A 10,236-nucleotide genomic window follows, 5' to 3' on the forward strand; every position below is an offset into this window, starting at 1 on the left:
TTATTTTATTGTATGGTTGTCTAATAAATTTATTGATATAATTAATTATATTCGATTTTTTTTTAAAAAAGTGAAAACTATTAAATATAAGAAAATACATAAAAATTATTGTCGTATCAAAATAATTAATTTGATAGTCAAATTGGAGGAATAATTTTGTCATACGTAGATGAAGTAATTGAAACTATTATTGAACAAAACCCTTCAGAACCAGAATTCCATCAAGCTGTACGCGAAGTATTGGAATCTTTAAGGGTTGTTATTGAAGAAAATGAAGAAGAATTTAAGAAAGATGCACTTCTTGAAAGATTAACAAATCCAGAAAGACAATTCAAATTCCGTGTCCCATGGACTGATGACAACGGACAAGTACATGTTAACACTGGGTACCGTGTCCAATTCAACTCAGCTATTGGGCCATACAAAGGAGGATTACGTTTCCACCCTTCAGTAAACTTAGGTATCATCAAATTTTTAGGATTTGAACAAATTTTCAAAAACTCCTTAACCGGACTTCCAATTGGTGGAGGAAAAGGTGGATCAGACTTCGATCCAAAAGGAAAATCTGACAGGGAAATCATGGCATTCTGTCAAAGTTTCATGACTGAATTATGCAAATACATTGGTGCTGATACTGATGTGCCTGCAGGAGATATCGGTGTAGGTGGTCGTGAAATTGGATTCTTATTCGGTCAATACAAAAGAATCAGAGGATTATACGAAGGCGTATTAACTGGTAAAGGATTATCCTTCGGAGGGTCTCTTGCAAGAACCGAAGCAACAGGATATGGATTATTATACTTTACAAACGCAATGTTAAAAGCAAACGATATTGATATTAATGGAAAAACCATTGCAGTATCTGGTGCAGGTAACGTTGCAATTTATGCTATCCAAAAAGCTCAACAATTAGGTGGTAAACCTGTAACCTGTTCCGATTCAACTGGTTGGATTTATGATCCAGAAGGAATCGATGTAGAATTATTAAAAGAAGTAAAAGAAGTAAGACGTGAAAGATTAACTGCATATGCTGAAGCAAGACCTTCTGCTGAATACCATGAAGGTAAAGGTGTATGGACAGTTAAATGTGACATCGCATTACCATGTGCTACTCAAAACGAATTACAATTAGAAGATGCTAAAACCTTAGTTGAAAATGGTGTTTTAGCAGTTGCTGAAGGAGCAAACATGCCAACCACTATTGAAGCAACCGAATACTTACAAGAAAACGATGTATTATTCGCACCAGGTAAAGCTTCCAATGCTGGTGGAGTAGCTACTTCCGCTTTAGAAATGTCACAAAACTCACAAAGATTAGCTTGGACCTTTGATGAAGTTGATTCAAAACTCCAAACTATTATGGAAAACATCTTTGCTGATGCTGCTGATGCTGCTGATGAATATGATTTAGGTAAAAACTATGTGGCAGGAGCAAATATTGCAGGATTCAAAAAAGTTGTTGACGCAATGAACGCACAAGGAATCGTTTAGATTTCCTTGACTTTTTTCTTTTTTTTTAATTGTTTTAATACCATTACCTAATATTATTAATGCTATTTCAGCAGTGATTCAGATTCACAATTATTCATATCTGGAAGTTAATATATTAAACAAAAGTAAAAACTTTTTTAAAAATTAGAATAAAATCACATATACTTATGTTTAATATATATTAGTATTAATTAAATATATAATATAAAAGAGGAAATATCATGTTCAGGAAATTTTTTGAAAATAAGGCAGGTATTTTTATTTTTTCATTTGCTCTAGGTGCAATTTTTTATATTTTATTTGTTATTCTTGGAGTCGGTGGAAAAATTTATATTTCTGATGTGGCGTTATCTCCTATTTTAGGTTTGATGTTTGGTCCTATTGGAGGTTTAGGCCAATCCCTTGCTTCATTCATTTTAGATGTTTATACTGGACATGATGTTTTTATTTCATTTTTGGATAGTTTAGGTTTACTTTTCATTTCAGTATTGTCTTATAAACTGTGGTATTCCATTTTTAAAGGTGAAAAGTTAAGCTGGCCACGTCTGAATTCATCTTATAATATTTTAAAGTTTATTATAATAATGGCTATTGCGGCATGTGTCTATCAGTTATGGGTAGGTTTTCTATTCAAGTTATCTTTTTCCGCCATGTCCCAATTATACTATGAGTTTGACTTCATCAATAGATTTATTTATGGATTTTACTTTTTCAATTATTCAATAATTTATGGTTTTTTGCTTATCAGTATTTTTAACTTTTTTAAAGTTCCGTTTTACATGCCATTAAAAAAGAATCCCTTTGGAAATATCAATTCCAGTTATTTCATCGTGTTTTTTATATTTATCGCAGTTTATGCTATTATTTCCTTTGTTTTGGATTTCGATTGGCATGTTAAAGCAGTTGCAGTAATTTTAATGCTCTTTTCTTTAATAATATATCTTATCAATTCCATAGATGTTGATTTGAATTTAACTCGTGAAAATTATTCTGTTATTGAAAAAATCATTTTTGTTTTTATAGCTATCATTTGCCTGTTCATAATCAATCTTTTCGATGATATAATGTTTAGTTTAGAAAATCTTTCGACTTTTGGATTTAATGTAAATACTGTTTCATCAATAGGCATGACTATATCAATAATCACTATACTTTTTTTAGTCCGGATTCACATTAGGACTGTTGAAAAAATTTTAACAAATCCTATTAATGAATTGACTGATGCAGTAAATGAATATGCCTCCAATAAAACAGGTATTGATCAGAACAGTTTCAACTTGAAATTCAAAAAATATTTAAAAAATGATGATGATATTTCCAGATTATTAAAATCATTTATACAATTGAGTAAAAATATTAAAAGTAGCCTTGACGAGATTAGATCCACCACCATAGAAAAGGAAAGATTCGAAACTGAATTTGATGTAGCCAGTAAAATTCAGGCGAATATGCTTCCAACTAATTTTGAAGAGTTTTCAGCAGGAAGAGGTTTTGAAATTTACGCATATATGAATCCTGCCCGTGAAGTTGGAGGGGATTTCTATGATTATTTTGACATAGATGATGAAAATATCTCTTTTCTAATAGGTGATGTGAGTGGTAAGGGGATTCCTGCAACATTGTTCATGGTCAAAACAATGCATTTGATGAAAAATCATTCCCATTTCCATGATGACCTTTCGGATGTTGTTTCTATTGTCAATGACTTGTCCTGTCAGAGAAATGATAAAGATCTCTTTGTCACTTCATGGGTGGGTAAGTTAAATTTAAAATCCGGTGAGATTTCTTATGTTAATGCTGGCCATAATCCTCCGTTGATAAGGCAGAACAATGGTGATTTTGAGTATTTGAAGGAGCGTGCAAATTTAGTTCTTGGAGGAATAGGGGGCATTCCATACACTGCGAAAACTTTAAATTTCAAGCCGGGTGATATGATATTTTTATATACTGATGGCATTACTGAAGCCAACAATAATTATCATGGATTTTACGGTGATGATCGTTTAAGAGAAATCTTAAATAAATTTAAGGATGAAAGTTTAAGTACAATTATAACAGAAATTAAAGAGGATGTAGGTAGGTTCTGTGATAATCCGGATCAGTTTGATGATGAAACTATGATAATTTTAAGGTATACCGGAGGTCAGAATGATGCTTAAATTTAATGAGCTCATCAAATCAAGAAAATTCATTTTTTTATTTTCTGCAGCCGTAAACATTGTATTCATAATACTTTTCGGATTTATTTTCGATCTTAATAATTATCATGCTGATTTAATATTTGTTCCTGCATTAGGACTGTTATTTGGCCCTTATGCTGTTTTAGGATGTTGTGCAGTTCAAATTCTATATTTGCTATCTACAAGTCCTATGGAATATATTCCTATACTTTTAATAAATGTGATAGTTGTTTTTATCTCAGGTACTCTTGTCTGGAAGTTATGGTATTCAGTTTTAAATAAATATGGTTATGACACTCCAAATTTAAGTAAATCATATAATTTCCTAAAATTTTTCCTGATATTTGCATTACTTTTTGTTTTTTTATATTTCCTGTCTCAGTTCACTAGTAATTATTTGAAATGGGAGGTATATGGGAGTATTGTATGGTTAGGTTTGTTCATTGCACTGATTGCATTGTATTCATGTAACTATTTAAAAATACCTCTATATTCTCCAAAAATTCAATTTAGGGAAATTTTGCCAAGGAAAATATTTGACATTGCTTTAATCTTGTCACTAATAGTTGGAGCATTATACTATTTGAAGATTATAACTTTCAATCCGACATTATTGATATTTATTTGTGTGGTAATGTTTTTATTAAAACCATATGATGAGGATGTTTTCAATATTAAGAATGAAATTGGAATCAACATTGCATATAAATTAATCTTTTCACTGTTTTTGGTTATTGTTGCATTCATTGTTGTAATTTCTTTAATTACATTTTTGGTCTCTTTTGATGATTTTTATTTTTATGTGTATCTTTCGTTCTTTTTGATTGTTGACTACATTCCTGATATTATACTGTTATTTGTAGTTCCTGCATATGTTTACATGTTTTTAATGGAAAGATATATAACTAATCCAATCAATAAGATTTCATCTTCATTATCTGAGGACATTAAATCCTATGAGGATTATGGTAACTTAAAAGATACTTTAAATTCTATTTCTACTACCAATGAAATAAAAACATTGGCTGATTCATTAGTGGATATGGAAAATGATTTGATGGAATACACTGATGAGGTGGTGAAGGTCACTGCAGCTAACGAAAGATATAAAACTGAATTGGAATTTGCTGAAAGCATCCAGTCTGCTATGATTCCCGGTGATTTTGACAGTTTTTGCGAGGGTAAAAACTTTAAAATAAGTGGTTTGATGAAGCCTGCCCGTGAAATTTGCGGTGATTTTTACGACTATTTCCAAATTGATGATGACAACGTTGTATTTGTAATCGGGGATGTTGACGGTAAGGGAATACCTGCCTCATTGATAATGGTTAAGGTAATGACTCTAATTCAGGATTATGCAAAATATGTGGAAGATTTGTCTGAAGTGTGCTTTGAAGTGAATAATCTGTTGTGTGATGATGATTATAGCAAGTTGCCTGTTAATTGCTGGATGGCTAAATTCAATATTAAAACCAATGAATTGAGTTTTGTTAATGCAGAATATAATATGCCTTTAATTAAAAGTGTCAATGGAAACTTTGAATTTTTAGATTCTCTTTCAGATTCGGCTTTAGCCAGAGTTAAAGATGCAAAATATAGTTTAAATTCAATTCAATTAAACCCTGGTGATGAAATTTTCTTATATGCTGACGGTGTCAGTGAAGCAAAAGATTGCAATGATATGTATTATGGTGAAGACAGGCTGGCAGATGTTTTAAACGCTTATTCCAATGATGATTTGGATAAAGTAATAAATCATGTTAAAACGGATTTAGATGATTTCTACAAAGACAGCGAACAAAATGACGACATTACAATGTTCATGATTAAGATTTTGGATGGGTAGATATTATTCCTCCTCCAGTCTATAATTAATAATTTAGTTATAAAAGTAAGAGTAATTCCTACTAATAACTAAATTCAATAGAAATGATGGAATTGGTATCAGAAGATTCTAAAGTTCCATCTATCTGTTTTATTAATTGCTCAAATAAAATTGTACTTCTGCTTGATTCAGATATTGTTTCTTTAATGCCTGAGCCATTATCTGAATAAGTCAATAAACATTTTTCTCCGATTTTTTCAAGATTGAAACTTATCTGTTTTTCTGAATCATCTTCAAATGAAAACTTGATTGACAGATTAATCATTTCATTAATGAGGAACATTAAGTGAAACATTTTTTTAGGATGTATATAAAAATCTGTCTTAATTTCATTTGAAAATCTTATATTGAATTTGGAGTAATATTCATTAAGGATTTTAATAAAATCTTCAAAAAATCCCTTGATACTAATATAATTTTTATCATCGTCCGTATCATACATCATATTCTGTATGGCGGATATTGATGCAATTGAAACGCATGATGAATTGATAATTTCATCATTGTCTACTCCAAATCTTCCTTGTAACTTGATAAATGCCAATAATGCTTGTAAATCATTATTTATCCTGTGATTATATTCTTTTAATAATGACCTTTTTTCATCGGGATTTAAATTACTATTTTCCATTTTCAACACCGGTCGTTATATATTCCACTCGATACTTTGATTGTTCATTAATCTGTTAAATGTTGAAGTGTACCAGTTGTATTTGAAATTTTCCATATTTGCCATCATGTCCTCTACACGATCGTCAATTTCTTTTGTAAAGCTTTGATTGTGATAATCGGTTGTGGTAAAGTAATGAATTTCAATACAATAGTTTTTATCCTGTTTGGTAAAGATGTATACCACTCCCATATGGTCATAGGTTGTATTTGTATTTCTGGAAGGATTTGTATAGTATTCTCTTGTAACATTTTTACCTCCTAACTGGATAACCTCACTTTTTACGGGCCTATATCCACCATCCTCTAAAGATGCTAATCTCATTCGGGAGTGGGGTCCCATATAGTCTTCAGGCCAGTCATCCCATGCATCAAAAATTACATAACCGTTAGTCATTGCATTTCCGCTTTTCCCGGTCATGTTCATTTCGTCAGTCGTATTCCAGGCATCAGGTACCACATAACCCGAATCACTAAATTGAATTGTTTTATCTGTGTGGTAACTTAAAAAGTTGTTAATGGAACCTAGGTTTATTATAAGTGTAAATAATACTATTATTAAGATAATATAAGCTATTTTTTCTCTAATTATCATATATTTCACCTTAATCTATTCAGTTTCTATTTCACCAATCGGAATATCTTCATCAACTACTTCAGCGCCTTCATCATCACCAGTATGTACTGTTTTAGCCCAGGTTCTTTCTTTTCTTGTTAACATCTGATATGATGTAATGAAGAATAATGGAATTAAATGGAAACTATAGAGCCAATAACCAAAAACACCATAAATAAGTGGGAAAAAGCCTATTTTATCTCTGGATAAGGTGATTACTGCTCCTGGGAAGAAACCGAATGCTGAAATAATTCCGATAAGTAAAGGTGCATCCATTCTCATTATTGTGGTCTGGCCTAATATGAACCATCCAATAAGATTAACTGCAAAGACAATGAAACCGAAGAACACCAACATATTCAAGCCATAGAATGCTACATGTTCCAGAACACCGAACATTCTAAAAACAGGCATTGGGGACCTGATAATTTTTGTTCCATATATGAATAATGTTTCAAAGTTACCAATAGCCCAACGGGCTCTTTGACGGAATAATTGTCTCCAAGTTGGAACCGCTTCTTGATAAACCCATGTTTCACCACAGTAACGAATTGCATTACCTTCAATCATTAATTTAACACTTAAATTTAAATCTTCAGTAATTGCAAAACCGTCCCAACCTCCACCACCATAAATTGCATCTTTTTTTACAAGCTGTCCGTTTCCACCTAAAAATCCTGCCTTTCCCAATATGTCTTTAGCACGAACGATATTACCGAATCCGGCTAATTCAACATGTTGCATATAGGTAAGCCAGTTTTCATCTTTATTATACATCTTAATACGGGATTGAACACCTTGAACCTCTGGATCGTTCAAATAAGGTATAATAATGCTGAGGAAATCAGGGTCTACTCTTGCATCGGCATCGAATACCGCAACAACTTCCCCTTTAGAAATTTCAAGAGCATCATTCAATACAAATCCTTTACCCTTACCTGAACGTGGCGGGACACGTGTAATAATTTTCAAGTGAGGGAATTTATCTTTTAATTTAGCTAATTCTTCACCGGTTCTATCTTCGGACCCATCATTACAAACAATAAGTTCAAAATTAACTTCTCCATTGTAATAGTAGTCAATTGATGCTAAACTTGTTGCAGTTTCTGCAATGGTATGCTCTTCATTGTGAGCAGGAACTATCAATGTCACAAATGGAGGAACATCCCATTCCTCAACAGGGTCTTGCTTTTTAAGACTTACTAGAGCTAAAAATACCATTATTGCAGAAGGAATAAGTAAAACCCATTGTAGCCAAGTAACATTGCGGTGGTATATACTTGCAATGATTAAAGCTATACTTGCAATTAAAATGATACCTATATCTGTTTTTTCAATAATGAGCTCTGTATTCTTTTCAGAAACTTTATTTTCGGTTTTAATAATCGTTTTGACATCTTCTTCGTGTTTTCTAAGAACCATACCTATGGTCAATTCTAAATCTTTATTTGAATATGGTTTAGATAAATAACCATATGGTGCAGTTTTCAGTGCTTCAAATGCAGTTAAATCGTCTGTATTCGCAGTTAAAAAGATTATTGGAATTCCTATTTCACTAATCTCATCAGCTGCTTCTATACCACTCATTTTTCCTTTTAAATTTATATCCATCAATACAATATCTGGATATATTTCATTACATTTTTCAATCGCTTCAGGTCCATTATCAATAGTTTCCGGAACTTCGTAACCCAAGTCTTCCAAATCATATTTCAGGTTTAATGCAGTTATTGCTTCATCTTCAACAACGATGATTTTTATTTTGGATTGCGGATCCTTATCCTCATAATGTTTTATAGCAGTGTTTGATAATTTATATTCGTCTTTAGCTTTTTGCTGTAAATCATTATACTGGATATAGTTTTGATAATCTACTTTTTCATCGGATTCTATCAGATTTGTTTCTCCGCTTTCGAGTTCTAAAACATCGCCTTCAGGTTTATTTTTTTCTTTAGCTATTCCTCTAGCTTCATTGATTTTTTCAGATTCAACTGACTGACGGTTAATAGCTAAAGCAACATTTTTAGATAGTGTGTTGATATCATATGGTTTTGGAATGAATGCTGATGCTGGGGATGTAGATGTGGCTTCATTAAATGTAATGTCATCAGTGTTTGCAGTTAAATAAATAACTGCTAAATCTAATGCCAAAATCTTTTTAGCGGCTTGAATACCATTCACATCTCCTTTAAGATTAATATCCATAACGGTTAAATCTGGACGGTATTCGACAGCTTTATCAATTGCATCATCACCAGTATCTACAATATCTATTACTTCATAACCCAAATCCTCTAAATCATATTTTAGGTTTAATGCGATAATAGATTCATCTTCAACTATTAAAATGGACTTTGAATTGATTTCATTATCTTCAGGAGCCATATTTTCCCTCATTGCCATATTATCCAATCACTCAAATATGCGCTGGTGATTGTTTATAAAACTTTTCATAGTTTATTTATTATTTCTTTTATATACTACATATTTATTTTGTTTTTGTATTAAACTTGATTTGATTATTGTGTAATTTGTTTTAACTTCATGGATTATAAGTCGTGGATGAATTGCACACAAAGGGAATTTTTTAATGGTGATGTGAATTTTTTCTGAAAATCATCTTTCAGATATCAAAGATTATTGTAGGCCCTAGTAAAAGGATAACTAGGGTATTTTAAAAAAGTTGGAATTTGAACTGCATGAATTCCACAAATTAGAGCAGTTCAATCAATTAATGAAGGAGGATAATTTTTCTTCAAATTCTCCTTTTTTAACTTCTTTTGTTGTAAGTTCTAATGTTTTTTGAGGTGCTTTTCCAACATAGTCTTGCATTTGTTTGAAAATCTTATCAAAATCCCTTGACCCTGCGGTTGCAAAAAATTTGACATCATTAAATTTCCCTTCATTCTGTTTGATGTATGATAGTATAGGGTTTGCAGCTTTCCCCACCCATACAGGGGCTCCGAGATATACCAAATCATAATCTGATGGATTGTATTTTAAAGCACCTAATTTAATAATCTTTTCTCCCATGGCATCTTTGCCTGCACGGGCATAACCTATTTTTCCCTCATATTTGACTGTTGAAGTTATTTCTTCTACATCAGCATTCAGTGATTTTGCAATTGCATCACCAACTTTTTTTGTCACATTTGTTCTTGAATAATATGCTACAAGTACTTTCATGGTATCACTTGATATATTTTTTATAAATTAATTTTAATAATATTTATAACATTTTAAACACAAAACTGTTATTATGGCTAAAGATGATAGAAGTTCATTGAATCCGTTCACAGGAAAAGAACATTATGATACTGTAAACGACGATAAATTCTTGGAAGAGTGCTATCGTGAGTATTACGGCATTGTAAATAAAGCTCAAATTATTGATA

General features: G+C 31.6%; 7 protein-coding genes. 3 read left to right on the forward strand and 4 right to left on the reverse strand.

Going from position 1 to position 10,236, the window contains the following annotated elements; translation table 11 throughout:
- Window positions 1-156: 156 nt before the first annotated feature.
- The 3 genes from gdhA to ACKI3Q_RS00760 all read left to right on the forward strand — a co-directional run bounded on the left by gdhA (window position 157) and on the right by ACKI3Q_RS00760 (window position 5,517).
- Window positions 157-1,491 (forward strand): NADP-specific glutamate dehydrogenase, encoded by a 1,335-nt coding sequence (gene gdhA, locus ACKI3Q_RS00750; RefSeq protein WP_407413327.1) that lies wholly within the window; start codon window positions 157-159, stop codon window positions 1,489-1,491.
- 221 nt (window positions 1,492-1,712) lie between these two features.
- Window positions 1,713-3,650: a PP2C family protein-serine/threonine phosphatase gene (locus ACKI3Q_RS00755; RefSeq protein WP_407413329.1), complete on the forward strand. Its 1,938-nt coding sequence runs from the start codon at window positions 1,713-1,715 to the stop codon at window positions 3,648-3,650.
- Window positions 3,640-5,517, forward strand: coding sequence for a PP2C family protein-serine/threonine phosphatase (locus ACKI3Q_RS00760; RefSeq protein WP_407413331.1), 1,878 nt, complete (start codon window positions 3,640-3,642; stop codon window positions 5,515-5,517). Before ACKI3Q_RS00755 ends, ACKI3Q_RS00760 begins: the two co-directional genes overlap by 11 nt.
- A 61-nt stretch (window positions 5,518-5,578) precedes the next feature.
- Here ACKI3Q_RS00760 and ACKI3Q_RS00765 read toward each other — a convergent pair whose 3' ends face one another.
- The 4 genes from ACKI3Q_RS00765 to ACKI3Q_RS00780 all read right to left on the reverse strand — a co-directional run bounded on the left by ACKI3Q_RS00765 (window position 5,579) and on the right by ACKI3Q_RS00780 (window position 10,027).
- Window positions 5,579-6,187, reverse strand: a complete 609-nt coding sequence (locus ACKI3Q_RS00765; protein ID WP_407413333.1) for a sensor histidine kinase — start codon at window positions 6,185-6,187, stop codon at window positions 5,579-5,581.
- A 15-nt stretch (window positions 6,188-6,202) separates the two neighbouring features.
- A complete protein-coding gene (locus ACKI3Q_RS00770; protein WP_407413335.1) occupies window positions 6,203-6,820 on the reverse strand; it encodes a hypothetical protein in 618 nt (205 codons plus the stop codon).
- A gap of 15 nt (window positions 6,821-6,835) precedes the next feature.
- The gene (locus tag ACKI3Q_RS00775; RefSeq protein WP_407413337.1) at window positions 6,836-9,244 is read right to left on the reverse strand and encodes a response regulator; all 2,409 of its coding nucleotides are present in this window, start codon (window positions 9,242-9,244) and stop codon (window positions 6,836-6,838) included.
- A gap of 324 nt (window positions 9,245-9,568) precedes the next feature.
- Window positions 9,569-10,027 (reverse strand): flavodoxin family protein, encoded by a 459-nt coding sequence (locus tag ACKI3Q_RS00780; protein ID WP_407413339.1) that lies wholly within the window; start codon window positions 10,025-10,027, stop codon window positions 9,569-9,571.
- Between the last annotated feature and the right edge of the window lie 209 nt (window positions 10,028-10,236).

Origin of the sequence: Methanobrevibacter sp. (assembly GCF_045636185.1) — an archaeon.
GTDB lineage: Archaea > Methanobacteriota > Methanobacteria > Methanobacteriales > Methanobacteriaceae > Methanocatella.